At 70.7% G+C, this 23,874-nt stretch carries 24 protein-coding genes, 6 tRNA genes and 1 pseudogene; 17 read left to right on the top strand and 14 right to left on the bottom strand.

Annotation, left to right across the window (positions count from 1 at the left end):
• Positions 1–58: 58 nt before the first annotated feature.
• Positions 59–292 (top strand): hypothetical protein, encoded by a 234-nt coding sequence (locus B5Y66_RS15595; RefSeq protein ID WP_079575383.1) that lies wholly within the window; start codon positions 59–61, stop codon positions 290–292.
• A 9-nt stretch (positions 293–301) separates the two neighbouring features.
• Here B5Y66_RS15595 and B5Y66_RS15590 read toward each other — a convergent pair whose 3' ends face one another.
• The 7 genes from B5Y66_RS15590 to B5Y66_RS15560 form a co-directional block, all read right to left on the bottom strand.
• Positions 302–547, bottom strand: a complete 246-nt coding sequence (locus B5Y66_RS15590; protein WP_079575536.1) for a hypothetical protein — start codon at positions 545–547, stop codon at positions 302–304.
• A gap of 76 nt (positions 548–623) precedes the next feature.
• Positions 624–950 carry a DUF2277 domain-containing protein gene (locus B5Y66_RS15585; protein ID WP_079575382.1) on the bottom strand — a complete coding sequence of 109 codons (327 nt, stop codon included), beginning with the start codon at positions 948–950 and terminating at the stop codon, positions 624–626.
• A gap of 87 nt (positions 951–1,037) precedes the next feature.
• Positions 1,038–1,112: transfer RNA gene (locus tag B5Y66_RS15580), tRNA-Val, on the bottom strand.
• Between the two features lie 53 nt (positions 1,113–1,165).
• Positions 1,166–1,238: transfer RNA gene (locus tag B5Y66_RS15575), tRNA-Gly, on the bottom strand.
• Between the two features lie 203 nt (positions 1,239–1,441).
• Positions 1,442–1,516 (bottom strand) — tRNA-Val (locus B5Y66_RS15570).
• Positions 1,517–1,524: 8 nt separating this feature from the next.
• A tRNA-Cys gene (locus B5Y66_RS15565) sits at positions 1,525–1,595 on the bottom strand.
• 54 nt (positions 1,596–1,649) lie between these two features.
• Positions 1,650–1,722, bottom strand: a tRNA-Gly gene (locus tag B5Y66_RS15560).
• 143 nt (positions 1,723–1,865) lie between these two features.
• Here B5Y66_RS15560 and B5Y66_RS15555 point away from each other — a divergent pair.
• The gene (locus tag B5Y66_RS15555) at positions 1,866–3,014 is read left to right on the top strand and encodes a chorismate-binding protein (protein ID WP_079575381.1); all 1,149 of its coding nucleotides are present in this window, start codon (positions 1,866–1,868) and stop codon (positions 3,012–3,014) included.
• A 29-nt stretch (positions 3,015–3,043) separates the two neighbouring features.
• Entirely contained in the window at positions 3,044–3,646 is a 603-nt protein-coding gene (locus tag B5Y66_RS15550) for a dihydrofolate reductase family protein (RefSeq protein WP_079575380.1), read from the top strand.
• Positions 3,647–3,670: 24 nt separating this feature from the next.
• On the opposite strand, the gene B5Y66_RS15545 is transcribed toward B5Y66_RS15550, so the two are convergent.
• Complete coding sequence (locus B5Y66_RS15545; protein WP_245807154.1) at positions 3,671–5,185, bottom strand: multicopper oxidase family protein; 1,515 nt, start codon at positions 5,183–5,185, stop codon at positions 3,671–3,673.
• Between the two features lie 33 nt (positions 5,186–5,218).
• Complete coding sequence (locus B5Y66_RS15540; protein ID WP_079575535.1) at positions 5,219–5,719, bottom strand: COX15/CtaA family protein; 501 nt, start codon at positions 5,717–5,719, stop codon at positions 5,219–5,221.
• A 161-nt stretch (positions 5,720–5,880) separates the two neighbouring features.
• Here B5Y66_RS15540 and B5Y66_RS15535 point away from each other — a divergent pair, with 161 nt between their 5' ends.
• The 9 genes from B5Y66_RS15535 to B5Y66_RS15495 all read left to right on the top strand — a co-directional run bounded on the left by B5Y66_RS15535 (position 5,881) and on the right by B5Y66_RS15495 (position 16,706).
• Positions 5,881–6,747, top strand: a complete 867-nt coding sequence (locus B5Y66_RS15535) for an aminotransferase class IV (protein ID WP_079575378.1) — start codon at positions 5,881–5,883, stop codon at positions 6,745–6,747.
• Between the two features lie 93 nt (positions 6,748–6,840).
• Positions 6,841–6,912: transfer RNA gene (locus B5Y66_RS15530), tRNA-Val, on the top strand.
• Between the two features lie 347 nt (positions 6,913–7,259).
• The gene (locus tag B5Y66_RS15525; protein WP_245807153.1) at positions 7,260–8,309 is read left to right on the top strand and encodes a LacI family DNA-binding transcriptional regulator; all 1,050 of its coding nucleotides are present in this window, start codon (positions 7,260–7,262) and stop codon (positions 8,307–8,309) included.
• A complete protein-coding gene (locus tag B5Y66_RS15520; protein ID WP_079575376.1) occupies positions 8,306–9,253 on the top strand; it encodes an ABC transporter permease in 948 nt (315 codons plus the stop codon). Before B5Y66_RS15525 ends, B5Y66_RS15520 begins: the two co-directional genes overlap by 4 nt.
• Before the next feature lie 7 nt (positions 9,254–9,260).
• Entirely contained in the window at positions 9,261–10,226 is a 966-nt protein-coding gene (locus tag B5Y66_RS15515) for a carbohydrate ABC transporter permease (protein ID WP_079575375.1), read from the top strand.
• A 93-nt stretch (positions 10,227–10,319) separates the two neighbouring features.
• Positions 10,320–11,936 carry an ABC transporter substrate-binding protein gene (locus tag B5Y66_RS15510; protein ID WP_079575374.1) on the top strand — a complete coding sequence of 539 codons (1,617 nt, stop codon included), beginning with the start codon at positions 10,320–10,322 and terminating at the stop codon, positions 11,934–11,936.
• Positions 11,933–13,330, top strand: coding sequence for a glycoside hydrolase family 32 protein (locus tag B5Y66_RS15505; RefSeq protein WP_079575373.1), 1,398 nt, complete (start codon positions 11,933–11,935; stop codon positions 13,328–13,330). The genes B5Y66_RS15510 and B5Y66_RS15505 overlap by 4 nt, the downstream gene beginning before the upstream one ends.
• Positions 13,327–14,241 carry a carbohydrate kinase family protein gene (locus tag B5Y66_RS15500; protein ID WP_079575372.1) on the top strand — a complete coding sequence of 305 codons (915 nt, stop codon included), beginning with the start codon at positions 13,327–13,329 and terminating at the stop codon, positions 14,239–14,241. Before B5Y66_RS15505 ends, B5Y66_RS15500 begins: the two co-directional genes overlap by 4 nt.
• Positions 14,242–14,285: 44 nt before the next feature.
• Entirely contained in the window at positions 14,286–16,706 is a 2,421-nt protein-coding gene (locus B5Y66_RS15495) for a GH32 C-terminal domain-containing protein (protein ID WP_079575371.1), read from the top strand.
• Here the strand turns inward: B5Y66_RS15495 and B5Y66_RS15490 are convergent.
• Entirely contained in the window at positions 16,624–17,304 is a 681-nt protein-coding gene (locus B5Y66_RS15490) for an NAD(P)/FAD-dependent oxidoreductase (RefSeq protein ID WP_079575534.1), read from the bottom strand. The genes B5Y66_RS15495 and B5Y66_RS15490 overlap by 83 nt on opposite strands.
• Between B5Y66_RS15490 and B5Y66_RS15485 the strand changes: the two genes are divergently transcribed.
• Both B5Y66_RS15485 and B5Y66_RS15480 read left to right on the top strand, forming a co-directional pair.
• Positions 17,268–18,206, top strand: a complete 939-nt coding sequence (locus tag B5Y66_RS15485; RefSeq protein ID WP_079575370.1) for a DUF2254 family protein — start codon at positions 17,268–17,270, stop codon at positions 18,204–18,206. The genes B5Y66_RS15490 and B5Y66_RS15485 overlap by 37 nt on opposite strands.
• 152 nt (positions 18,207–18,358) lie before the next feature.
• Positions 18,359–19,561 carry a cation:proton antiporter gene (locus B5Y66_RS15480; RefSeq protein ID WP_217700819.1) on the top strand — a complete coding sequence of 401 codons (1,203 nt, stop codon included), beginning with the start codon at positions 18,359–18,361 and terminating at the stop codon, positions 19,559–19,561.
• A 14-nt stretch (positions 19,562–19,575) separates the two neighbouring features.
• Here B5Y66_RS15480 and B5Y66_RS15475 read toward each other — a convergent pair whose 3' ends face one another.
• The 4 genes and pseudogenes from B5Y66_RS15475 to B5Y66_RS23030 all read right to left on the bottom strand — a co-directional run bounded on the left by B5Y66_RS15475 (position 19,576) and on the right by B5Y66_RS23030 (position 21,955).
• On the bottom strand, positions 19,576–20,949 hold the full coding sequence (locus tag B5Y66_RS15475; protein WP_079575369.1) for a glutamate decarboxylase: 1,374 nt from the start codon (positions 20,947–20,949) through the stop codon (positions 19,576–19,578).
• Positions 20,946–21,176 (bottom strand): hypothetical protein, encoded by a 231-nt coding sequence (locus B5Y66_RS15470; RefSeq protein ID WP_079575368.1) that lies wholly within the window; start codon positions 21,174–21,176, stop codon positions 20,946–20,948. Before B5Y66_RS15470 ends, B5Y66_RS15475 begins: the two co-directional genes overlap by 4 nt.
• Before the next feature lie 129 nt (positions 21,177–21,305).
• Positions 21,306–21,533 (bottom strand): annotated as a pseudogene (locus tag B5Y66_RS23035) (hypothetical protein); the annotation flags it as partial.
• Positions 21,512–21,955: a sulfatase-like hydrolase/transferase gene (locus tag B5Y66_RS23030; protein WP_245807151.1), complete on the bottom strand. Its 444-nt coding sequence runs from the start codon at positions 21,953–21,955 to the stop codon at positions 21,512–21,514. The pseudogene B5Y66_RS23035 and the gene B5Y66_RS23030, both read right to left, overlap by 22 nt.
• A gap of 397 nt (positions 21,956–22,352) precedes the next feature.
• Here B5Y66_RS23030 and B5Y66_RS15460 point away from each other — a divergent pair, with 397 nt between their 5' ends.
• The 3 genes from B5Y66_RS15460 (at position 22,353) to B5Y66_RS22765 (ending at position 23,849) form a co-directional block, all read left to right on the top strand.
• The gene (locus tag B5Y66_RS15460; protein WP_079575367.1) at positions 22,353–22,814 is read left to right on the top strand and encodes a DUF7144 family membrane protein; all 462 of its coding nucleotides are present in this window, start codon (positions 22,353–22,355) and stop codon (positions 22,812–22,814) included.
• Positions 22,815–22,866: 52 nt separating this feature from the next.
• Positions 22,867–23,112, top strand: a complete 246-nt coding sequence (locus tag B5Y66_RS15455; protein WP_079575366.1) for a hypothetical protein — start codon at positions 22,867–22,869, stop codon at positions 23,110–23,112.
• A 488-nt stretch (positions 23,113–23,600) separates the two neighbouring features.
• Complete coding sequence (locus B5Y66_RS22765) at positions 23,601–23,849, top strand: hypothetical protein (protein WP_217700818.1); 249 nt, start codon at positions 23,601–23,603, stop codon at positions 23,847–23,849.
• Positions 23,850–23,874 lie beyond the last annotated feature (25 nt).

Below are 23,874 nucleotides of genomic sequence, written 5' to 3'. Positions count from 1 at the left end.
AAATAAATAGTGTGCCAAGCGCGGGCGTCGACCTCCGGCGGCTGCTAGACCTGGGCCTATGAGCACGGAAGACACAGGCACCCGACCCACGGTGCCGGTGGACAGGTTGGACGAGTCGATCGCCTCGCAGGCCAGGCTGGCACCCCGGCGGCGCCTGCTGGACGATCGGTACCGGGACGCCAGGTCCGGGGGCGACGCGGCAAAGGCGCCCGCGTCGCTCTCCGCGGCGGAGCTCGGTCCCATCGAGGGCGCCTCGAGCGGAGTCTCCTGGGACGACCCGGACGAGCTCTGACCGCGCGCGTCAGCGCGGGAGGCGGTCCGCCCCCACGGGGACCAGTCGCGGCATGCCCGCGGGTGCCACGCGGCTCAGGGCGACGTAGCGCGCCTCGGCCCGGTGCAGGCGGATGTGCTCGTCGAGGGACCAGTCCGGCCCGTTGGTGAGGACCATCCCGCAGGAGCAGTCGATCTCGACCGCGCCGCCGTCGCCGTGCCGGACCTGCCCCACGGTGACGTGGGAGGCGCGGGCCTGCGCCTTGGCGCGGTGCATCGTCGCGGAGACCGGGTCGGGCGCGACGGAGGGTGCGTCGACAGGGGCGGGCGAGGGCAGATCCACGCGGGCGAGCCTAATGGCTGTGCGCGATCCCCAGCTCGTGCAACCGCTCGTGCTCCTCGCGGGCGGCCTGTCGCGCGGCGATCCGCGCCTGCACCTCCTCGCGGCGCAGCGGCGGCACCGTCTTCGGCGGCTGCCGGCGGGCGGGGAGCTCGTCGAGCAGGCGGGTGACGATCTCCGCGATCTCGGCCGTGGCCTGTTCGCAGGGCTCGCGGGTGGCGGCGCCCGCCGAGCGCTGGACGCCCGTCACCTTGCGGACGAACTGCTCCGCGGCGGCCCGGATCTCCTCGTCGGTGGCGGACGGCTCGAGCCCGCGCAGGGTCGTGATGTTGCGGCACATGCCCTCGACGCTACGCCGTGGGAACGGCGACGGCGACGGAGTACGGACGAGGAAAGGCCGCCCCGGTGGGCCGGGACGGCCTTGTGCTGGTGGGCGATACTGGGATCGAACCAGTGACCTCTTCCGTGTCAGGGAAGCGCGCTACCGCTGCGCCAATCGCCCGTCCGGCTGCTGCGTTCCCCGCGCCCTCGAGGTGAGGGGAGTGCAGAGCTCGGAGCGGATGACGAGATTCGAACTCGCGACCCTCACCTTGGCAAGGTGATGCTCTACCAGCTGAGCTACATCCGCACGACCGGTCGGTTCAGGGCTGCTGCCCTGGCCTCTCGGCGCCTGTGGAACAGTACTCGACCTGTGGCGCGCTGGTCCAATCGCGAGCGTGTGACCTGCGACGCTGTCCGCATCAGCCGCCGGCGGCGCACGCCGTGCATCTGTGGGCGAGGCGGAGAACGACGAAGCCCCCGACCGGATCCCGGTCGGGGGCTTCGTGATGCTGGTGGGCGATACTGGGATCGAACCAGTGACCTCTTCCGTGTCAGGGAAGCGCGCTACCGCTGCGCCAATCGCCCGTGCTGCGAGGTGGGTACGGGATTCGAACCCGTGTATACGGCTTTGCAGGCCGCTGCCTCGCCTCTCGGCCAACCCACCTTGAGACGTGCTCTCCCGACGCTCATGGCGAGTCGATCAGAGAGTGGGCCTCCGAGCGGATGACGGGATTCGAACCCGCGACCCTCACCTTGGCAAGGTGATGCTCTACCAACTGAGCCACATCCGCGCGACCATCACCAGGACACCCTGCGGTGTCCGCCGTTCTGGCGCGCCCCAAACATTAGTGGACCCCTGGCGGTCCGTCCAATCGCCCCTCCGCGCGGGAGCGGGGCCCACCAGGCTGCTCCCGCGAGCCACTAGCGTGCTGCTGTGCACGAGCCGACCTCCTGGGCCACGTTCGCCGGCCGCCGCGCGACGCGCGCCGTCGAGAGCGTCGACCTCGCCGAGCACCCGGAGCGGCTCGACTCCGGGCTCTGGTTCGTCGTCGTCGACTTCGAGGCCGGCATCGGGCGCGACGGCGCCACGCGACCCGGCGGGCGCGCCCGCGCGTGGCGGTTCGCGGACGTGGGCCCGGCTCCCGCGACGAACACCGCCGTCGGCGGGTGGCGCGGGCCGGCGGCGTCGGTCTGGACGAGCTCGCTCGACCGCGACACCTACGTCCGCGCCGTCGCGACGGTCCGGGAGAGGGTGCGTCGCGGCGACGTGTACCAGGTGAACGTGTGTCGGGTGCTCTCCGCCCCGCTGGCCACCACGGCCGGGGCGGGCGCCGCTGTCGAGCCCGACGCCGCGGCCCTGGCCGCCCGGCTCGCGGCAGGCAACCCCGCCCCGTACGCCGCGGCGGTCCACGTGCCGGCGGCGAGCGGGCTCGACCCGGTGTGGGTGGTGAGCGCCTCGCCCGAGCTGTACCTGTCACTCGAGGTCGCACCGCACGGCACGGCCTCGCTCGGCTCGGGGCCGATCAAGGGCACGGCGCGCACTCCCGACGGCCTCACCGCAAAGGACCGTGCGGAGAACGTCATGATCACCGACCTCGTACGCAACGACCTGCAGCGCGTCTGCCGCCCCGGCACGGTCGAGGTGACCGGCCTGCTCGGCGTCGAGGAGCACCCCGGCCTGGTCCATCTCGTCTCGCGCGTGCGCGGCGAGCTGCTCGAGACGGGCGGGTCCGGGCGCTGGGGCCGGGTGCTGGAGGCCACGTTCCCGCCGGGTTCGGTGTCCGGGGCGCCCAAGTCGTCGGCGCTGCGGCTCATCGCCGAGCTCGAGCCGACCGCCCGCGGCCCGTACTGCGGCGCCGTGGGCTGGGTCGACGGCGACGCCGGGCGGGCCGAGCTCGCCGTCGGCATCCGCACGTTCTGGTGGACCGACGAGCCGGGCGGGGGCGTGCTGCGGTTCGGCACGGGTGCCGGGATCACGTGGGGGAGCGACCCGGCCCGCGAGTGGGACGAGACAGAGCTGAAGGCGGCCCGGCTGGTGGGCCTCGCATCGACCCCCGACGGGGTGGCTGACCTGGACCGATGAGTCCTGCCCGTCCGAGGCGTCCCACTGGCATGACACAGGTGACGTGCGACCTCGGGATCTCGCTGGACCTCGTCTCGGCGGGGGTGAACCAGTCCCTCGACCAGCCCTTCGGCGACGGCGTCGGGGACGGCGAACGGATCATGCACGCGTGGATGTTCGACAACCCGGACGACCACCGTGCGGAGCTCGACGCGATCACCGCGGCGGGCGCGTTCGTCATGGGCCGGAACATGTTCAGCCCCGGCCGCGGGGAGTGGGACCTCGCCTGGCGCGGCTGGTGGGGTGAGGACCCGCCGTACCACGCGCCCGTCTTCGTGCTCACGCACCACGAGCGCGAGCCGATAGAGATGCAGGGCGGCACCACGTTCCACTTCGTCACCGGCGGACCGCGGGAGGCCCTCGCCCGGGCACGGGAGGCCGCGGGGGACCGGGACGTCTCGGTGGCGGGCGGTGCGACGACGGTCAACCAGCTCCTCGCCGACGACCTCATCGACGAGCTGCGGCTGCACGTCGCGCCCGTGGTGCTCGACGTCGAGGGGGTGCGCCTGTTCGACGGCGTAGGGACGCATGTGCTGCGGACGGTATCCGCGCGCGTCACGCCCGAGGTGACGCACCTGGTGCTGCGGCGCTGAGCGTCCACCGGTCACGGGGCGGCGTCACTCGGGCACGTTGCCGCTGTCGTGCCCCAGCAGGTAAGGCGTCGTGACCCCCGTGTACATGAGGTGTGCCACCAACCCCTGGGTCGCGTGGGGCAGGTTGTGGCAGTGGTCCATCCAGACGCCGGGATTGTCGGCGACGAACGCGACGTCGTAGGCCTCGCCGTCGCCGACCTCGAGGGAGTCGGTCCACCAGGGGCTGCCGCTCGCGGCCACGCCGTCGCGCGCCAGCACGACGACGTGGTGCCCGTGCAGGTGCATGGGGTGCGGGACGCCGCTGCGGTTGTCGATCCGCATGCGCACGACGTCGCCCTGTGCGACCTCGAACATCGGCACGTCGGGGTAGGTGTGCCCGTTCACCGTCCAGTGCATGCCGGGCTTGCCGTCGAGGAACCCCGGCGCCCGGCCGACGACGTAGTCGAAGGAGCGGTCGGCCCGGGCCGGATCCAGGCCGAGCGGGGCCGGCGTGCCGTAGGTCAGCGGATCGAGGGTCGCCTTCGGACGGCGCGTCGGGGCCGATGCCGCCCCGTCCTGGCCGACGACGACGGCGGAGGCGCCGCCGAGCTCGACGCGCGCCGTCGAGCCGTCGGCGGGTGCGACGACGAGCAGGTCCGCGCGGCCTCCGGCGGGGACGACGACGGCCCGGTCGCGCACCTCGGGCGGGTCGTGCACGTCGGTTCCGTCGACCGCGACCAGGCGGAACGCCGCGCCGCCCACCCAGACCGGGAGCACGCCGTTGTCGGTGTTGATCACCCGGACGCGAGCCGCCCGGCCCGCCGGGACGTCGACCGGCAGGTCGCCGGGCGCCCCCTGCACGGTGCGCCGCGGCCCGTACCGGTGCACGAGCGCCGGCACGTCGACGGCGTCGCCCAGCAGCCGCGCGACGTCGCGCCCTCCGGCGACCGGTGCGCCCGGCGACGGGCTCACGACCAGGGCCCCGAGCAGCCCCTTGCGGACCTGCTCGTGCGAGACCTGGTGCGAGTGGTACCAGTACGTGCCCGCGTCGGAGGCGACGAACCGGTACGTGAACGAGCCGCCGACGGGAACAGCGTCCTGGGTGACACCCGCGACGCCGTCCGCCGCGTTCGGCACGTCGACACCGTGCCAGTGCAGCGTGGCGCCGCCCGGCACGCTCTCGTTGACGAACGTGACCTCGACCAGGTCGCCCTGCGTGGCGTGCAGCGTCGGGCCGGGGGTCGTGCCGTTCACGGTGTACGCGTCGACCGTCGTGCCGGGCACGATCTCGACGCGCTCGGCACGCGCGGTGAACGTGACGGCCACGTCCGGCGGTCCGGACGGCGCCACCAGCGCGTCGACGCTCGTGGCAGCGGCGTCGTGACCGCCCGTGTGGCCGTCGTGGCCGTCGAGCGTCGTGACGCGGGGCCCGCTGCCGCGCTCTAACGCCCCCGCCTCCGTGACGGAGAACCGCCCGGGCACCCGGCTGGTCTGCCAGAGGAGCACGAGCGGCACCAGGACGGCCGCCGCCACCAGTCCGGCGACCACACGCCGCAGCACCGGGGAACGGTCCGCCGCCATGACGCCGGCGGGTCAGGGCGTCACGCCGCCGGCAGTCATACCGCCAGGCGCCGCGAGGGCGGGTGTCGCGTGCATGGCCCGGTCGCGTGCCGTCACGCGCCAGCCCGTGTACATCGCGACGCCGAACAGGAGCAGGGCGTTGACCCCGTGCAGGGCCCCGAGGAAGGGCACGCTGTGCCCCGCGATGCCGAGCGTGACCTGGAGCGCCACCAGGAGGAAGATCGCGAGGCCCCACCGCCAGGCACCGCGCACGCCGGCGAAGAACGACGCGACGAACGTCAGCAGGGCGATGATCGGCAGCACCATCGTGCCCGTCATGCCGTGGAGCATCAGCCCGATCTCCTCCGGGAACAGCGCCTCCCCGGACATGGACTGCTCCATCGCGGCCTGGTCGAGAACCCCGCCCTCGTCGATGAAGAGACCCATTCCGGCGACCGCGTAGACCATCACGGCGGCCTGGACGACGACGCCCGCGGCGACGACGTACGCGAGCACGCGGAAGACCTGTCTCATGCCGACCACCCCGATCGTGCGAGGGCCGCGCTGTCGCGACCCGTTCTTCGATGGTGAGCGGGGCGGCAGTGTGGCTGCTACGAACGCGCGGGGTGAAGCGGGGGTGAACTCGCGCGCCCGGGGCGACGCCGCTGGTGCGTGATGTCGGGCACACTGGCCCTATGAGTCTGGTGATCTGGGCGGAGGGCCGCCTCGTCGGGCAGGAGGAGGCGGCGCTGAGCGCCGTCGACCACGGCATCACGGTCGGGGACGGTGTCTTCGAGACGTGCACGGTCCTCGACGGGCGGGCGTTCGCGCTGACGCGACACCTGCGCCGCCTCGCGCGCTCCGCGACCGGACTCGGGCTGGCCGCTCCCGACGAGCAGAAGGTGCGCGACGGGGTAGACGCCGCCCTGGCCGAGGCCGTGCGCCTCGACGGGCCGTTCGACGGCCGGCTCCGGATCACCGTCACGGCAGGGGTCGGCCCCCTCGGCTCGGGCAGGGTCGACGCGCCGCAGACGGTCGTGGTGGCCGCGCAGCAGTCGGCCATGGCCCCGACGTCGCGGTCGGCGCGGTCGCCCTGGCCGCGCAACGAGCGGTCCGCCGTCGCCGGCCTCAAGACGACGTCCTACGCCGAGAACGTCGTGGCGCTCGCGGACGCCGTCGGCAAGGGCGGCGACGAGTCGATCATGCCCAACACCGTCGGCGACCTGTGCGAGGGGACCGGCTCGAACGTCTTCGTCGAGCGGGACGGCGAGCTGGTCACACCGGTGCTGGAGTCCGGGTGCCTCGCGGGGATCACCCGCGCGCTCACGCTCGAGTGGGCGGCGGAGGAGGGCCTGCCGGTCCGCGAAGCGAAGGAGGGCGAGCTGCCGTTCACCGTGCTCGACGAAGTGACGCAGGGACGCGCGCAGCTCGCGCTCACGTCGTCGGGCCGCAACGTGCAGCCCGTCGTCTGGCTGGACGGCGCTGACGTGGGCGTGGGCGACGTGACCCGTGCCGCGCGCGAGCTGTTCGAGACGAACTGCCGCGAGCGCCTCGACCCCTGACCCCCGCCGCCGGCGCCGGACGCGGACTGCGCCGCACCACGGCCGGTCGGTTTGGTCCGCCCCCCGATCTGTGGCTAATATCGTCCACGCACCGGGCGATTGGCGCAGTGGTAGCGCGCTTCGTTCACACCGAAGAGGTCACTGGTTCGAACCCAGTATCGCCCACCCGACGCAGAAGGCCCTTGGCCAGCGGAAACGCTGATCAGGGGCCTTCGTCGTGAGTGCCGTGGGCCAATCCACAAGGCTCAGACCGGCGTGATGACGGGCCCCTGGCGGCCCTCGGACTTCGGAAGGTCCTGGGCCTGACCTGCGACGACGCAGGGCCGGCGTGACGTCCGCGTTCGTCCTGTCGTCGTGGGAGATCGACCCTTGGTGGTCGCAGCCTGAACTGCGCCGGGCGGATTCATCCCGCCCGGCGGTTGACACGCACCGCCGAACGCTCCTAACGTTCGGGGCGGTCAGTTATACGAATGACGTCACGGTCGACGTTAGGTCCACGAGGAGGTGACGGCGTGCCGCGAGTCGGGAACGGCGGGTCGAAGCAGCCGACGATGTGGGACGTCGCCAGTCTGGCCGGTGTCTCGCAGGCGTCGGTCTCGCTCGTCCTGAACGACGCCGGGCGCGGTCGCGTCTCGGACGCGACCAGGCAGCGGATCCTGGACGCGGTGCGAGAGCTGGACTACCGCACCAACGCGTTCGCCAAGTCGCTGCGCAGCGGCGAGTCCGGCCTGATCGGCTTCGTCTCCGACGAGGTCGCCAGCGCACCCTTCGCGGGCCGCCTGCTGAAGGGGGCGCAGGAGCTGGCCTGGGAGACCGGGCACGTGATCCTGAGTGTCGACTCCTTTGGGGACAATGCGCTCGAGGCGGCCGCGATCGACATGATGCGCTCCTACCGGGTGCGCGGAGTGGTCTACGGCTCGATGTATCACCGGGTCGTGCACCTCCCCGCTGCGCTGGAGGACATCCCTGCCGTGGTGCTCAACGCGCGGGAGGCGGACGGCAAGGTGCCGAGCTTCTTCCCCGACGAGGAGCTGGGCGGCCATACCGCGACGCAGTGCCTGCTCGGCGCCGGCCACACGCGTATCGCGATGATCAACATCCAGACCCCTGAGAGCGACCTGCCGGCCGGCATCGGCCGGATGGCCGGGTACCGGCGGGCGCTGGACGAGGCCGGCGTGGCGTTCGACGAACGGCTCGTGCGCTACGGGGGCGGCGTCGTCGAGGACGGCCTGGCCCTGACGCGCGAGCTCATGGAGGGCCCCGTCGTGCCGACCGCGATCTTCTGCGGCAACGACCGGACCGCCTGGGGTGCCTATCGAGCCCTCGAGGCGCTCGGTCTGCGCATCCCCGACGACTGCTCGATCGTCGGCTTCGACGACCAGGAGACGCTCGCGCCGTACCTGGACCCTGGCCTGACGACCGTGGCGCTGCCGTTCGAGCAGATGGCTCGCAGCGCCCTGGATGCCCTCCTCGGGACGCGTTCCGACGAGGTGTCCGACCATCCCATCGAGTGCTCATTGGTCCCTCGGGGATCGGTGGCGAGTGCGAAGGTGCACGAATGACAGCTCAAGCAGAGGCCCCGACGACGATCGTCGCGCGCCGCACGCCCTGGTGGCGGAGGGCGTCGAGATCCTGGCAGTTATACGTACTACTTGCCCCGGCCGTCGTCTACGTCCTGGTCTTCAAGTACTGGCCGATGTTCGGCGCCCAGATCGCCTTCCGGGACTACAACCCGGTCGACGGATTTATTGGTAGCCCGTGGGTGGGCCTGGAGCACTTCACCCGCTTCATCGAGTCGTTCCAGTTCGAGCGGCTCATGGTCAACACCCTCACGGTGAACGCGCTCGGGCTGCTCCTCGCCTTTCCTGTTCCGATCATCCTGGCGCTGGTCGTCAACCAGCTCGCGAGCGACCGGTTCAAGAAGTTCACCCAGACCGTGCTCTACGCGCCGTCGTTCATCTCCGTCGTCGTGGTCGTGGGGATGATCTACCTGCTCTTCTCGCCGCGGTCGGGGATCGTGAACAACGCGATCACGGCATTCGGGGGAGACCCCGTCTTCTTCATGGGGTCGCCCGAATGGTTCCGCCCCCTGTACATCGGGTCGGACATCTGGCAGAACGCCGGGTTCTCGATGATCGTCTACCTCGCCGCCCTGACGGCGATCGACCCGGCGCTGCACGAGGCCGCCCGCGTCGACGGGGCGAACAAGTGGCAGCGGATGTGGCACATCGACATCCCCGGAATCCTGCCCGTGATCACGATCCTGTTCATCCTGGCGATCGGGAACCTCTTCAACCTCGGGTTCGAGAAGGTCCTGCTGATGCAGACGGACCTCAACCTCCCCACGTCCGAGGTCATCCAGACCTACGTGTACAAGACCGGCCTGCAGGGCGCCCAGTTCAGCTACTCGGCCGCCATCGGGCTGTTCAACTCCCTTATCAACCTCGCCCTGCTGCTGACCTTCAACTGGGTCGCGCGACGGGCCAACAAGACGAGCCTGTGGTGATGACGCCATGACGACCACCCGACCTCCCGTCGAGACGACGGCCTCGATCTCGAAGCCGGACCCGCAGCCCGTCCGGCGGCACCGCCGCCAGCGTGAGTCCGGCGCCGACAGGGCGTTCACGATCGTGGTGACCGCCACCCTGCTCTGCGCGATCGTCGTGATCCTCTACCCGCTGTACTTCGTCGTCGTCGCCTCGGTCAGCGAGCCGTCCGCGATCCTCAACGGCGACGTCTGGCTGTGGCCCCGCGGGCTCACCTTCGAGGGCTACGCCAAGATCCTGTCGGACCCGGGGATCCTGCGAGGGTTCGCCAACTCCGTGCTCTACACGGTGGTGGGGACGGCGATCAGCGTCGCGACGATCCTCTGTGGGGCTTACGCGCTGTCCCGTCGCGACCTGTTCGGCCGCACGTTCTTCATGCTGCTGTTCGTCGTCACGATGTTCATCGACGGCGGGCTGATCGCCCGCTACCTCGTGGTGCAGGAGCTGGGGATGCTCAACACCATGTGGGCCGTCGTCCTGCCGGGTGCGGTGGGCGTGTGGAACCTGATCATCGCCCGCACCTTCTTCGAGAGCAACGTCCCGGACGAGCTGCGTGACGCAGCCCAGCTCGACGGGGCCAACGACTTCCGCTTCTTCTGGCGGATCGTGCTGCCGCTGTCGAAGCCGCTGATCGCGCTCATGGTGATGATCCATCTCGTTGCGAACTGGAACGCGTTCTTCGACGCGCTGATCTTCCTCGACGACGAGAACAAGTACCCGCTGCAGCTCGTGCTGCGGAACATCCTGATCCAGTCGGAGGTCTCCGCATCCGGAGGTGCCGGCGCTGTCGATTCCTATGCCGCGGCACAGCGCATGGGAGAGCTGATGAAGTACGGGATGATCGTCATCTCCACCATTCCGCTGCTCATCGCCCTGCCTTTCATGCAGAAGCACTTCACCAAGGGCGCCTTGCTCGGCGCGGTCAAGAGCTGACCGACGGGCATATTCCTCAGGGCGCCGAGAACCCGTGCGCCCGTCACCGCCCACTGACATCCATTCACCATGGCAATCGCGAGGAGCGAACCGATGAGACACCGCCGTTTTGTCATCCCTGCCGTCACGACCCTCACCCTGCTGGCCCTGGCCGCGTGCAGCGGCGGGTCCGAGCAGACCACCGAGATCGAGGACGCCTCGGCCGACTACGGGCTCAACGCCGACGGGCTCCCGATCGTCGACAAGACCCTCACCCTCAGCTTCGGCGGGTCGAAGTCCGCGCTCGCCCCGGACTACTCCGAGATGGAGCTCGTCCAGCGGTGGGAGCAGGACACGAACATCGCGATCGAGTGGGAGAACCTGCCCGATCAGGTCTACCAGGAGAAGAAGAACCTGATGCTGGCCTCCGGCGACCTGCCGGACGTGCTGTTCAACTCGGGCCTGACCGACGCTGAGGTCGTGGACAACGGCACCAACGGCACGCTGCTGCCGTTGGAGGACCTCATCGACGAGCACGCCCCGACCCTGAAGAAGATCCTCGACGAGCGGCTGGACGTCCGGGCGGCGATCACCGCCTCCGACGGACACATCTACACGCTGCCGTCGGTCGAAGAGCTGGGCATCCTGCCGTACCCCAACTTCCTGTTCATCAACACGACGTGGCTGGACGAGCTCGGCCTGGAGATGCCGCGCACGGTCGAGGAGTACCACCAGGCGCTCCAGGCGTTCGCCACCCAGGACCCGAACGGCAACGGCAAGGCCGACGAGATCCCGCTGAGCTTCCGCCCTGACTCGTTCGCGGCGAACCCCTGGGACCTCATCACCGCTCTCGGCGGCCAGCCGGAGAACAACGACCATCGGATCGTGCGGGACGGGAAGGTCGAGTTCACCGCGAACACCGACGAGTACCGCGCCGGGGTGAAGGGCCTCGGGGACTGGTACGCCGACGGCCTCATCGACCCCGAGTCGTTCTCCCAGGACGACGTCGCGTACCTGGCCAAGGGCAAGGCGGACGCTCCGGTGCTGGGCTCGTTCTTCTGGTGGGAGCTCGACGAGATGGTGGGCGAGAACCGACTGGACGACTACGCCATCGTCGGCGTCCTCGAGGGATCCGACGGTCAGCAGCGAGCGAGCGTCACCAACAACCAGGAGATCAGCCGAGGGGCCATGGCCATCACCCGGGCCAACAAGTACCCGGTGGCCACGATGCGGTGGGCGGACCGGCTCTACGACCCCGTCATGTCGGCCGAGACGTCGTGGGGGCCGATCGGCGTGACGCTCGAGAAGGACCCGGAGTCCGGTCTCCTGGTGCAGATCCCGGCCCCGAAGGGGACGTCCGAGGGCGAGCGCCGCCAGCAGGTCGCGCCCGGCGGCCCGCGGATCACCACCGCCGAGGACTTCGAGACCGTCGTCGCCCCGGAGCCCCGCGCCGCGGAGCGCCAGAAGCTCGTGCAGGAGTACTACGAGCCGTTCGCAGCGAACGAGAAGTACCCGCCGGTCCTGCTCTCCAACGACGAGCTGGACCAGGTCTCCTACCCGGAGACCGACATCAAGACCCTCGTCAAGGAGAAGTTCGCCGCCTGGATCGTCGACGGCACCATCGACGGCGAGTGGGACGCGTACGTCTCCCAGCTCGAGAGCCTCGGGGTAGACGAGGTCACCGCGACCTACCAGCAGGCCTACGACCGCTTCATGGAGACCGATCAGTGACAGACACCACCGTCGACCGGGCGCAGGATCGCGCCACCACGCACCTGCGCCCGGTCGCGCACTTCACCGCCCACGACACCTGGCTGAACGACCCCAACGGCCTGGTGTTCCACGACGGCACCTGGCACCTGTTCTTCCAGAACAACCCGCACGGGGACACGCACGGCAACATGTCCTGGGGCCACGCGACGTCCACCGACCTCGTGACGTGGACCGAGCAGCCTGTCGCGATCCGGCACACCGACACCGAGGAGATCTTCTCCGGCAGCGCCGTCGTCGACGAGAAGAACACCGCGGGATTCGCCGGGCCCGGACAGACCGCGCTCGTGGCGATCTACACGAGCGCGTACCGGCCCACGCACCCGACGCTCGCCGGCCGGCAGGCGCAGTCCCTCGCCTACAGCCTGGACGACGGGCGCACCTGGACGCGGTACGAGGGCAACCCCGTGCTCGACCGGGAGAGCGCCGACTTCCGCGACCCCAAGGTGTTCTGGTACGACGGCGCGGACGGCGACGGCTACTGGGTGATGGCAGCCGTCGAGGCCGCCGACCGCCAGGTGGTGCTGTACCGCTCCGACGACCTCAAGCAGTGGCACCACCTGTCCACCTTCGGGCCCGCGCACGCCACCGGCGGCGTCTGGGAGTGCCCCGACCTGTTCCCCTTGTCAGTCCGCGGGACCGACCGGGCGCGCTGGGTGATGATCGTCAGCCTCAATCCGGGCGGCGTCGCCGGCGGTTCCGGAGTCCAGTACTTCGTCGGCGACTTCGACGGCACCACCTTCGTCCCGGACGGGCCCGGGGGCGGGCCGCAGGGGGCCGACTGGCTCGACCACGGCCGCGACTACTACGCGCCCGTGTCGTTCAACGGGGTCGCGGACGGTCGGCGGCTCACCGTGGGCTGGGCCAGCAACTGGGACTATGCGAACGACACCCCCACCGCGCCGTGGCGCTCGGCGATGTCGCTCGCACGCGAGCTCGAGCTCGTCCGCACGACCGACGGACGTGATCGCGTCGTCCAGCGGCCGGTGCTTCCGGAGGAACCCCGCGACGGGCTCGTCGTCCACGAGGTCGAGGTCCCGACCGACGAGGGCCGGAGGCACGAGATCGTGCTGCACGGCGACGGACCTGACGCCGTCGTCCTCACCGTGGACGCGGCGGCGCGGACGCTCACCGGCGACCGTCGGCGCAGCGGTGACACCGAGTTCCACCCGGCGTTCCCCTCCGTCGACACTGCGCCGCTGCACGACGCCGGCGCGACCGTGGACCTGACCGTCGTCGTCGACGGGTGCGTGCTCGAGGTCTTCGCGTGCGGCGGGCTCACCGCGCTCACCCAGCTCGTCTTCCCGAGCACCCCGCTCACGCGGGTCACCGTGCGCGAGGTCGCCGCGGCATGAGCGAGCTCGTGGTCGTGGGCGAGGCTCTCGTCGACATCGTCGAGGACGGCAACGGTGCCCGGGCGCAGCACCCGGGAGGGAGCCCGGCCAACGTCGCGCTCGGCCTGGCCCGACTGGGCAGGTCGGTCGATCTGCTGACCTGGCTCGCGCGCGACCAGGCCGGTGCCGGCGTCGTCGATCACCTCGAGGCGTCGGGCGTCACCGTGCTGCCGGCGTCGCTGGGCGCGTCCCGCACCTCGAGCGCCCTCGCGCGCCTCGACGCCGGTGGTGGCGCGACCTATGAGTTCGACCTGGAGTGGCACCTCGCGACGGCCGCGCCGGTGCAGGACGTGAGCGTCCTGCACACGGGCTCGATCGCCGCGGTCGCGGACACGGTGCCGGCCGACGCTCTGCTGCGGATGATCCACGACGCTCGGCGGTCCGCGACGATCACGTACGACCCGAACCTGCGCCCGTCGATCATGGGCGACGTCGAGGTCGTCCTGGCGCGCGTCGAGGGGCTCGTCGCCGCCGCCGACGTCGTGAAGGTGAGCGAGGAGGACCTCGGCTGGCTGCACCCGGACGCCGAGCCGCTCGACGTCGCCTCCACCTGGGCGAACGACCTCGGGTGCGCCCTCGTCGTCGTGACTCACGGCGGGCGCGGGGCGACGGCCGTCCGGTCCCACGGCCGGCATCTTGAGGTACCGGCACGGCCGGTGGAGATCGTCGACACCGTCGGCGCGGGGGACGCCTTCATGGGTGGCCTGCTCGCCGCCCTGCACGGTCGCGGCCTGACCGGCGCCGACCGGCGGGACGGGCTGCACCGGGCCGACGCAACGGCCCTCGAGGCCGTTCTTGACTTCGCCTCCCGGGTGGCCGCCGTCACGGTGGGCCGCGCGGGCGCGAACCCGCCGTACCTGGCGGAGCTCTGAAGAGTCCGAGAAGTAACGATAGACACGAGAAGGAGCTTGTTGCGATGACGGAACAGCGACGGACGGGCCGGGGCGAGCGGCACCTGCTGGGGCGCAGGACGTTCCTGCGCGGTGCGACGGTGGCGGCGGCAGCGGCTGCCGTGGGTGTGCCACGACCGATCACGGCCGGCGCGGCCAGCGCCGCGGAACCCGTGCTGCACCTGACCTACGACGAGGCGAACGGGTCCACCGAGTTTCTCGACGCCGTCGGGCAAAAGACGTTCGGAGCACACGTGGTGAACAATCCGGCCGAGCGTGTGCCGGGCGTGCGGGGCAACGCCTTCCGCACCGACGGCTTCTCGACGTGGGCGACCGGTGAGTTCACCGCGCCGATCACCTCGCAGATGACGGTCCAGACCTGGATCGCCCTGGAGAGCTACCCCTCCGGGACCGAGAAGCCCTACGAAGAGCTGACCTCGTCGTCGATCATCCACCAACGCACCGAGACTGCCGGCTTCGACCTCGGCGTCAACACCTACGGCGAGTGGTGGTTCACCGCGACGATCGACGGGCAGGTGCGCACCCTCACGGCGCCATGGCTGTTCCCGCTGTACGAGTGGGTGCACATCGCTGCCGTCGTCGACGGCGAGGCGGGCGAGCTGCGGCTGCAGATGGACAGCAGCGAGGGGACCCAGGAGGCGCGCCTGGAGATCCCCGCCGGGGCGACCCTCGACCTGGCCGCGGGAGCGCCGCTGGTCATCGGCAAGGCCGCCGAGGACGAGACGATGGACATCTTCCTCGTCAACGCCCTCGACGCGGCCTACGACGACACGAAGATCTACGCCGTCGCCCGTGACAAGGCCACGCTCGCCGTGGAGTACACAGCGGCGATCGCGGGGGCCGGCACCGCGGACGAGGCCCTGCAGGTCACGGGACTGCGGTTCGCCGACGACGTCCTGCGGCCCCGCTTCCACGCCATGCCGCCGGCCAACTGGACCAACGAGCCGCACGGCCTCGTCGAGCACGGTGGGAACTTCCACCTGTTCTACCAGCGCACCCCGAACGGCCCGTTCAAGTCGCAGATGCACTGGGGCCACATGTCGAGCGCCGACCTGGTGACGTGGACGAACCATGCCGACGCTCTCCACCCCGAGCTCAACGACCGGGAGGCCAAGCTCGGGGCCGTTGCAGGCGAGGGCCTCACCGGGCAGGGGTCCAAGGGCATCTGGTCGGGGGACGTCGTGTCGGTCGACGGGACCGCGTACGCGTTCTTCACCACGGTGAACTACGGCGGTCCGTTCGACCCGGGCGTCACGCGGGCCACCAGCAGCGACCCCGACCTTGCCACGTGGACGAAGGACCCCGCGGGACTGTTCGACAGGACCGGCGTGAACGACATGCGCGACCCGTACCTGTTCCAGGACAGGGACACCTGGCACATGATCGTCGGCGCTGCCGTGGACAGCGGCGGCGGCCTCGCGCACTACACCGCGTCGAGCGTGGACGGGCAGTGGACCCGCGTGCAGGCGCCGTTCTCCACCGTGGAGTTCGGGTCGATGGACATCGGCTCGGTCATCTGGGAGATGCCGGTGTTCGAGATGCTCGGCACCCACGACGGGACCGACGTGTACATCCTCGTGGCCAACCCCATCGGCGGCACGGTGTCCAAGCTGACCGAGCCGTACACGCGCGGCGTCTACTGGACGGGCACCTGGGACGGCAAGCAGTTCACCCCGTTCCAGGCCACGCCGAAGCCGCTGGACGTGATCCACGGCCACCTGTCACCAGCCGTCGCCCCCGGCCCGGAAGGCAAGCTCGTGGGGATCGGCATCGTCGACGAGCGGTCCAGCTCCCAGATGCAGCTCGACCTCGGCTGGGCACACACCTACAGCCTGCCGCGGGAGTGGCGCCTGCTCGCCGACGGCAAGACCCTCGGCCAGCGCGCCCTCCCACAGCTGCAGACCCTGCGCGGCACGAAGCAGAGTGTTACCGACGTCGTCGTCAACGGTGACAACCGGCTTGACGCGAAGGGCAGCCAGGTCGAGATCCTCGCCCAGGTCGACCCTGCCAGCACCGGCACGAGGTACGGCATCAGCATCGCGGCATCCCCCGACAACCAGGAGATCACCCGGATCTACTACGACAACGGGGACCTGGTCATCGACAAGACCAGGTCGAGCAGCGGTTTCGACAACGAGGAGGCGGTGCTCCTGCGCGCCCCCTACGACGAGGCCGCCTTCGGGAAACCCGTGAGGTTCCACGTGTTCGTCGACCACTCGGTGATCGACGTCTTCGTCAACGACGCCGCCGCGTTCTCCAACCGGATCTATCCCACGCGCAAGGACGGCGACACCGCCCTGAGCACGGGGATCCTGCTGTACTCGGACGGCGGGGAGACCGTGTTCAGCTCGGTCGATGTCTGGCAGCTTCGAGCCCCCGGGCGCCAGCGCGTGCGTGGTGAACGTAGTCGTCGGCCCAGTTCATGACGGCGTCCACGCGGTCGTGGAAGCCCGACAGGAGGACGCCGTGCAGCCCGAGCCAGGCGGCGAAGGCGAAGGGGCCCTCCATCTGGTGGCGGTGCGGACCCACCTCGGCGACGGCTGCGTTGCGGCCGATCATCGCCGTGATGCCCTTGTCGTGGTAGCGGAAGGGGACGAGCGTGGCCCCGTCCCGCATCGCCCGGATGTTCTTGCCCGCCCAGACTCCGGTCTGCTGGGCGACAGACCCGAGCTGCGGGAGCGTCCCGCCGGCGGCGTCAGGCACGTTCGCGACGTCGCCGACGGCGAACACACCGGGGTGGCCGGGGACGGTCAGGTCCGCGGCGACGTCGATCCGTTCTCCACGCCCGGCCGGGATGCCGGTCAGGTCCACGAGCGACGCGCCCGAGATCCCGCCCGCCCAGATCACGGTGTCGGTCACGACCGACGACCCGTCCGAGAGGGTCGCCGAGCCGACGTCCACGGAGGCCATTGCGACGCCGAACGTCACGTCGACACCCATCGCGGTGAGCTTGTCGAGCGCATAGCGGTGCGAGCGATCGGTGAACGGTGCGAGCAGGGCGTGGCCGAGGTCGACCAGTCGCACCGACGTCGGCGCTGCGAGCGGCCGACCTGGTCCTGCTCCTGCTCTACCTGGACCGCTTCGTGCACGCGTTGCGACCGGTGGCGGTGGCGGCCGCGGTTGCCCGGTCGGGCCTCGCGGTCCTGGCCGGGTCCGCTCGGGTGGAACCGGCCGTGCGTGGGCACGGCCGCCGCAGCGGAGAGGTTCGAGGTTCCGCCGTCCCGCTGCACTCCACGAGGTCCGGGGCGATCCAGGCGTTCGACGCCCGGGGGATCGTCGCCGTCGCGACGAAGCACGACCTGACGTGCGTCTTCCGGTGCACGGTCGGAGACTTCGTCCCCGTCGGCGGCGTCGTGATGGACGTCTACGGCTCGCCGAGCTCTCGGGTCCTGCGCCGCCTCCGTGGCAAGGTCGCTCTCGGCCACGAGCGGACGATCGACCAGGACCCGGCCTTCGCGGTGCGCATCATCGTCGACATCGCGCTCCGGGCGCTCTCGCCCGCGGTCAACGACCCGACGACCGCCACCCAGATGATCAACCACCTCGGGGACCTGCTCGCCGGCGTCGGGTCGCGGGAGCGGAGCGAGCACGGGACGTCCGTCGATGCGGACGGACACCTCAGGCTCGCCGTGCGCACCCGCAGCTGGGACGACTACCTGGACCTGGGCGTCTCCGAGATCCAGCAGTACGGGCGAGGGTCCCCGCAGACGTGCCGTCGCCTGCGAGCCATGCTGGAGGACCTCGACGACGTCGTGCTCCCGGCGCACCGGCCCGCGGTGCGGCGACACCTCGAGGCCCTGGACGAGACGGTCAGGCTCAGCTTCGGCGACGGGGAGGCGCAGCGGTTCGCGCTGCTCCAGGACCGCCAGGGTGTCGGCGGGCCATCTCGGGCGCCGGAAGCGATCCATCGTCCCGACGGGGCGTAGGGCCGTTCGCCGGGGAGGTCCCCGTGCCCGCCCCCCGGCCGTGGTGCAGGGCGCCCGGGAGCTCATGCCTGCGGGGTGATGCGGCTCGGCGGCCCGGACCCCCAGGATGCGGTCAGGACTAGCCGAAGGGCCGAGCGACCGGAGGACCTGGGTTGGACGTTCAGACGGCTCTCGTCACCCTCCTCGCGGTGGCGATCGTCTCCGCGCTGGCGCCGTTCGTCGTGGCGATGTCCGGCCGTCTCCGGCTGCCTCAGGTCGTCGTGCTGATCGTCGGCGGCGTGGTCATCGGGCCCCAGGTCCTCGGGTGGGCGGACCCGGCCAGCGTGACCCTGATCGCCGACGTGGGGCTGGGCTTCCTCTTCCTCATGGCGGGCTACGAGCTGGAGCTCGGCCTGTTCCGGCAGCACGTCGGCCGGCGCGCGGTCGTGGGGTGGTTCGTGACGGCCGGCATCGCCGTCGCGGTGACCGGGGTGCTCGCCGCCGTGGGCTTCGTCCACGCGTTCGTCCCGGTGGCGCTGGGGCTGACGACGACAGCCTTCGGCGCCCTGCTGCCGATCCTGCGGGACAACGACATGCTCGGCGGACGGTTCGCGTCCTTCGTGATGCCCGCGGGAGCGGTGGGCGAGTTCCTGCCGATCGTGGGGATCGCCATCTTCCTGAGCGCGAACGGCAAGTTCCTGGGCCTCGCGTCGCTGGTCGCGATGTTCCTGGTGGCGCTGCTGTTCACCGTTCTTCCTCGACTGACCTTTCTGGCACGGTTCTCCTCCACGGTCCGCCAGGGGGAGAACGCCACGTCGCAGACGACGCTTCGCCTGACGGTGGCGCTGCTGTTCGTGCTGCTCGTCGTGGCGTCCGAGTTCGGCCTCGACGTCGTCCTCGGGGCGTTCCTCGCGGGGGTGGTCCTCAAGAGGTGGGCGCCGGGCGACGTCCAGTCCCTGGAGACCAAGCTCGACGCGGTCGGGTACGGGTTCTTCATCCCGGTCTTCTTCGTGGCGTCGGGGATGGACCTGGACCTCGCGTCGATCGCGGAGGCACCGCTCCGGCTCGTCGTCTTCTTCCTGCTGCTGCTGGTGGTGCGAGGGCTGCCGTCGATGTTCCTCTACCGCAAGGACCTGGACAGGAGCCAGCGGTGGCAGATGACGTTCCTGACGGCGACCGCGCTCCCGCTGCTGGTGGCCCTGGCGGCGGTCGGGCTGAGGACCGGTCACATGCTGCCCGAGAACGCCGCGGCCCTGGTCGGGGCCGGCGTGCTCTCCATGATGATCTTCCCGGGGGTGGCGGTGGCCCTCCACCGGCGGGGGAGGGCCGAGCCGGACCTCGACCACGGCGGCGTCGACCTGCGAGGGCCGGCCTAGGACCTGCGCGACCCTCAGTGGCCGCTGCCCGTCACGATCCGGCGCCGCTCCGTCTCGTGCACGCCGCCCTTCTTGTCCAGGGTCGCGCAGGCCTCCTCGATGTCTCGCGCGAGGGTGTCGACGTGCTCGCGGCTGAGCGTCTGCTTCACGAGCGCCCGCATGATCGTGACATCCTGCGCGTCGGGCGGCAGGGTGTACGCCGGGACCATCCAGCCGCGTTCGGCGGAGAGCTGCCAGGCGATGTCGAACTCGTCGTACGGCTGTTGCTCCGCGAGCCGGAAGGCGACCAGTGGCAGCTGCTCCTCGCCGGCCCCGATCAGCTCGAAGCGGCCCATGGCCTGCAGCTTCTCCGCCAGCACCTGGGCGTTGAGCTGCATGTTGCGCATGATGTAGGTGTACCCGGCGCGCCCGTAGCGCACGAGGTTGTAGTACTGCGCCAGGACCATCGCGGAGCCGGTCGAGAAGTTCAAGGTGAAGGTGGCGTCGGTCTTGCCGAGGTAGTTCTCCGTGAACACGAGGTCCGGCGCGAGGTCGGCCCGCTCGCGGAAGATCAGCCAGCCGATGCCGGGGTAGACGAGCCCGAACTTGTGACCGGACACGTTGATGGACCTCACCTGCTCGAGGCGGAAGTCCCAGGGGGAGTCGGGGTAGAGGAACGGCCAGACGAAGCCGCCGCTCGCGCCGTCGACGTGCAGGGGGACGTCGAGCCCACGCTCCCGCTTGAGCCGCACCAGCAGGTCGTTGATCCCCACGATGTCGTCCTTGTGCCCGGTGAACGTGGTGCCGAGGACGGCGGCTACCCCGATCGTGTTCTCGTCGACGTGGGGGGCGACGTCCTCGGGGCCGATCGTGTACTTGCCCGGCGTCAACGGCACGATCCGCGGCTCGACGTCGAAGTACCGGCAGAACTTCTCCCAGACGACGTGGACGTCGCCGCCGAACACGAGGTTCGGGCTCGACGTCGACGCGCCTTCCGCCTCGCGGCGCTTGCGCCAGTTCCACTTCAGCGAGAGCGCCCCGAGCATGATCGCCTCGGACGATCCCTGGGTGCGCGCGCCGGTCGTCTCGCCCGGCGCGTGGAAGAGGTCGGCGAGCATGCGGATGCACCGTTGCTCGATCTCCGCCGTCCGGGGATACTCCGCGTGGTCGATGAAGTTGCGGTGCAGGTTCTGCGCGATCACCCGTTGGGCCTCGGGCTCCATCCAGGTGGTCACGAACGTCGCGAGGTTGCGGGCGGGGTCGCCCTCCAGCGCCAGGTCCTCCCCGAGCAGCCGCATCGCATCGACGGCGGACATGCCCTCCGCGGGGAACTCGCGGGTGGGGACCTCCTCGATGGCGAAGCGGTTGCCGAACAGTGCCGCGTCGACGTCGCGTGGCGAGGTGCTCATGGACTTCTCCTTCGGTCGGTGACGCGGGTCTGGACCGCCGCCCGCCAGACGTGCCGGTCCTCTTCGGCCGCGGTGGCGTTGTACGTGAGGGCGCCGAAGGCGCTGACGTGGAAGAAGACGGTGCCCGGAAGCTGCGTCCGACGAGTCGCGCCCAGCGCGAAGCACGACGAGCCGACGACGAACAGCCAGGCGATGACCGCGTTGACCGCGACCGGGCGCACCCTCATCCTCGCCTCCTCCGTCGGTCGTCAGGGCACATCCTCGTCCGGTCCCCGTGCGACCGACTCATCCCCGACGGGTGAGACGAGGGGGCTGCGCGCAGCACCGGAAGCCGACGTGGCTCATGCCCGTGTCGATCATCTGCGGTTGGCGGGCGGCGGGCCGGTACCGCAGTACGTGTCGGCGCAGAGGAACGACCCGCCCTTGATGACGCGGCGCGAACCCAGGGAGCCCGGCACGAGGTTCGCCGGCGGGGCGCCCGGGAACTCGGCGGGATCGAGCGGGCGCTCCGCGACGGTCACGTAGCCCGTGTCCGCCACGAACCGCGCGTACTGCCGATTCGTCACGGCGTGGACGTCCATCCAGAACTCGTCGACGTGGACGTGCCGCGCGGGGCTCTCCTCGCTCCATGAAGACGACCTTCCAGTGGTCGAACCGCAGCGCGAGGACGTCGCCGTCGTCGGAGAAGTAGACCAGGCCCTGACGGGGGCTCTTCTCCTCCTGGTCCGTCAGGTACGGCAGAAGGTCGTACCCGTCGATGTGCACCCGGTACGTCACCTCGCCGACCGCGTGGCCCGCCTTGCACTTCTCGACGACGTCGTGCTCGCCGGCGGGCGGCGAGCATGGTCGGGAGCCAGTCGTGGTGCTGCACGATCTCGTTCGACACCGCGCCCGCCGGGACGTGCTCGGGCCAGCGGATGAGCTCGGGCACCCGGAAGGCGCCCTCCCAGTTCGAGTTCTTCTCGTTGCGGAACGGGGTCATCCCGCCGTCCGGCCAGCTGTTCATGTGCGGGCCGTTGTCCGTGCTGTAGACGACGATCGTGCTCTCGGCGGGGCAACGGGAGACCCCAGGTCGGCGAGCTGTCGAGCGACGTCTACCTCCAGCTGTGCCACCTCTTGCCCCACAGGAGCGACCCGAGCCAGCACCCCGCACGGCCTCAGGTGCAGCGCGAGCTTGTTGGAGTTCTGGAGGGCCGGTCGCGTCGTCGGCCGACAGACCCAGTGACACGGCGATGGCGATCGCTGCGTCGATCGCACGCGCGATGTCGGGCATGTCCACGCGAACGATCCTGGCGTCGAGGTGGGGCGGGCGACAGCTCACCCGCCGCGGGCGAGGACGCCGGCGCGTCGAGTGCCGCACGCTGGACGGACATCCGCACGACCCTGCGACCCAGGAGCCCGACATGACCGACCCCGCCTCGGCAGCTGCCTACGGCCCGCGCGGCCAGAGCTCGCCCGGCCAGTTCACGCAGACCCCCGAGACCACCGGTTGGGCGGGCTGGGTGGTTTTCGCCGGCACCTTGATGATCATGCTCGGGCTGTTCCACGCCATCCAGGGCGTGGTCGCGCTGTTCAACGACGAGTACTTTCTCGTCGGCTCCAGCGGGCTCACCGTCCAGCTGGACTACACCGCGTGGGGATGGGTGCACCTGATCGGTGGCGTCGTCGTGCTCCTGGCCGGCATCGGCCTCCTGGCCGGCCAGACCTGGGCCCGCGTCGTCGGGATCCTGCTCGCGATCGTCAGTGCGGTGACCAGCTTCGCGTTCATCGCGGCCTACCCGGTGTGGAGCAGCATCGTGATCGCGATAGACGTCATCATCATCTTCGCCCTCTCGATGCACGGTCAGGAGCTCCGGAGGCGCTGAGGTCCCCTCGGGCCCCGGCGAGAAGAAGGGATCGCGACGTGGAGGCGGCGCCATGATCTACGAGATCCGGGTCGACGGCAGGATCGACCCATCGCACCTGGCGGACTACGCCACCGTCACGGCACAGCCCCAGAAGGCCGCCACGGTGCTGACCTGCACCATCGAGGACGCGTCGGCGCTGACCGGCATGATCGCCGTGCTCGCCGACCTGGGAATGACCGTGCGCGACGTCCACCAGGTGTCCGCAGGCTCCGCGGCGACTGAGTCGTCCGACGGCCCTCCCGAGGCGATCCTGTGAGCGGCTCTCGAGCTGGGACGCCGGCCCGGCCCGAGAGACCATCGAGCAGTTCGTCCGTCGCACGAGGGGCGCGGACGGCGCTGAGCCCGTGCCGTCCGAGCGCCGGGTCGCCGTCTTCGACAACGACGGCACGTTGTGGTGCGAGAAGCCGATGCCGATCCAGGCCGACTTCATCGTCCGACGGCTCGCGGCGATGGCCGAGGTCGACCGCAGCCTGCGGTCACGTCAGCCCTGGAAGGCGGCTCACACGCGAGACGCGGCCTGGTTCGGTCGCGTGGTCGACGCCCGCTACGCCGGTGACGACACCGAGCTCCCCGCCCTCATGGCAGGCATCCTCGAGGCCTTCGCCGGCATCAGCGTCGAGGAGTTCACGGCGCAGTCCGACGCGTTCCTCCGCCAGACGCGCCACCTGACCCTGGACCGGAGCTACCTCGCGTGCGGGTACGCGCCGATGGGCCCGGATCTGGAGCCGGACGGGGCGACGTCCGATGCTCGCCGCCGGCAACGCCAACGGCGACATCCCCATGCTCGACTACACCCGCCACGACGACCGGCCCTTCCTGCGGCTGCTCGTGCGGCACGACGACGCCGAGCGGGAGTTCGAGTGCGACTCCGGTGCCGAGCGCGCGCTCGAGCAGGCCGAAAGCAGCGGATGGACCGTGGTCAGCATGAAGAACGACTGGTCCACCATCTTCGCCGAGACCCCGGAGCCGGGCCGCCGTGGAGCCGACGTCTGAGGCCCGGCGCATGCCCCACGGGCAG

The sequence above is a fragment of the Krasilnikoviella flava genome, from assembly GCF_900167525.1.
In the GTDB taxonomy this organism is placed as follows: domain Bacteria; phylum Actinomycetota; class Actinomycetes; order Actinomycetales; family Cellulomonadaceae; genus Isoptericola; species Isoptericola flavus.
This window is presented reverse-complemented; position numbering and strand designations above follow the sequence as displayed.

What these genes read in the sequence shown, in the direction of transcription:
- B5Y66_RS15595 (WP_079575383.1), top strand. Translation starts at nt 59, where the DNA reads ATGAGCACGGAAGACACAGGCACCCGACCCACGGTGCCGGTGGACAGG.
- B5Y66_RS15590 (WP_079575536.1), bottom strand. Translation starts at nt 547, where the DNA reads ATGCACCGCGCCAAGGCGCAGGCCCGCGCCTCCCACGTCACCGTGGGG.
- B5Y66_RS15585 (WP_079575382.1), bottom strand. Translation starts at nt 950, where the DNA reads ATGTGCCGCAACATCACGACCCTGCGCGGGCTCGAGCCGTCCGCCACC.
- B5Y66_RS15550 (WP_079575380.1), top strand. Translation starts at nt 3,044, where the DNA reads ATGACACAGGTGACGTGCGACCTCGGGATCTCGCTGGACCTCGTCTCG.
- B5Y66_RS15540 (WP_079575535.1), bottom strand. Translation starts at nt 5,719, where the DNA reads ATGAGACAGGTCTTCCGCGTGCTCGCGTACGTCGTCGCCGCGGGCGTC.
- B5Y66_RS15535 (WP_079575378.1), top strand. Translation starts at nt 5,881, where the DNA reads ATGAGTCTGGTGATCTGGGCGGAGGGCCGCCTCGTCGGGCAGGAGGAG.
- B5Y66_RS15520 (WP_079575376.1), top strand. Translation starts at nt 8,306, where the DNA reads ATGACAGCTCAAGCAGAGGCCCCGACGACGATCGTCGCGCGCCGCACG.
- B5Y66_RS15515 (WP_079575375.1), top strand. Translation starts at nt 9,261, where the DNA reads ATGACGACCACCCGACCTCCCGTCGAGACGACGGCCTCGATCTCGAAG.
- B5Y66_RS15510 (WP_079575374.1), top strand. Translation starts at nt 10,320, where the DNA reads ATGAGACACCGCCGTTTTGTCATCCCTGCCGTCACGACCCTCACCCTG.
- B5Y66_RS15500 (WP_079575372.1), top strand. Translation starts at nt 13,327, where the DNA reads ATGAGCGAGCTCGTGGTCGTGGGCGAGGCTCTCGTCGACATCGTCGAG.
- B5Y66_RS15495 (WP_079575371.1), top strand. Translation starts at nt 14,286, where the DNA reads ATGACGGAACAGCGACGGACGGGCCGGGGCGAGCGGCACCTGCTGGGG.
- B5Y66_RS15475 (WP_079575369.1), bottom strand. Translation starts at nt 20,949, where the DNA reads ATGAGCACCTCGCCACGCGACGTCGACGCGGCACTGTTCGGCAACCGC.
- B5Y66_RS15470 (WP_079575368.1), bottom strand. Translation starts at nt 21,176, where the DNA reads ATGAGGGTGCGCCCGGTCGCGGTCAACGCGGTCATCGCCTGGCTGTTC.
- B5Y66_RS23030 (WP_245807151.1), bottom strand. Translation starts at nt 21,955, where the DNA reads ATGAACAGCTGGCCGGACGGCGGGATGACCCCGTTCCGCAACGAGAAG.
- B5Y66_RS15460 (WP_079575367.1), top strand. Translation starts at nt 22,353, where the DNA reads ATGACCGACCCCGCCTCGGCAGCTGCCTACGGCCCGCGCGGCCAGAGC.
- B5Y66_RS15455 (WP_079575366.1), top strand. Translation starts at nt 22,867, where the DNA reads ATGATCTACGAGATCCGGGTCGACGGCAGGATCGACCCATCGCACCTG.
- B5Y66_RS22765 (WP_217700818.1), top strand. Translation starts at nt 23,601, where the DNA reads ATGCTCGCCGCCGGCAACGCCAACGGCGACATCCCCATGCTCGACTAC.